Origin of the sequence: Streptomyces sp. WM6386 (assembly GCF_000972385.1) — a bacterium.
In the GTDB taxonomy this organism is placed as follows: Bacteria; Actinomycetota; Actinomycetes; order Streptomycetales; family Streptomycetaceae; genus Streptomyces.
In genome coordinates this window covers 1-307 of record NZ_JXTE01000810.1, presented here as the reverse complement: position 1 = coordinate 307, position 307 = coordinate 1, and the positions used below count along the sequence as shown (strand labels likewise).

1 protein-coding gene is annotated in these 307 nt (G+C 73.0%); it reads right to left on the bottom strand.

All coding sequences use genetic code 11. From position 1 onward, the window contains the following. Positions 1-82: 82 nt before the first annotated feature. On the bottom strand, positions 83-307 hold a 225-nt coding region (locus TN53_RS43775), incomplete at its 5' end, for a hypothetical protein (RefSeq protein WP_046264519.1).

The window sequence follows — 307 nt, the reverse complement described above, 5'->3', positions numbered from 1 at the left end:
TCCACGCCCGCGGCGCCGAGCACGTCCGGCGTGGTCTTGCGCGCGTTCATCCAGTGCATGAGTCGGAACCGGTCGGGTGTCATCACTCGCTCCGAGGTGAGGAGGGCTGGCGCAGGCCCGCGAGCAGCGCCCTGAGGCGGTCGGGGTCGAGTCTGCGCGGGTTGTTGTCGGCCCGGTCGTAACGCATGGCCTCCGCCGCCAGGCGCTCGTCGTCGAAGTCGTGGGCGTCGTAGCCGGCCAGGCCGCTCGCTGCCAGCAGGTCCTCCAGGCGTCGTGCGGCCGCGTCCGGGCTGTCGCAGCGCAGTGC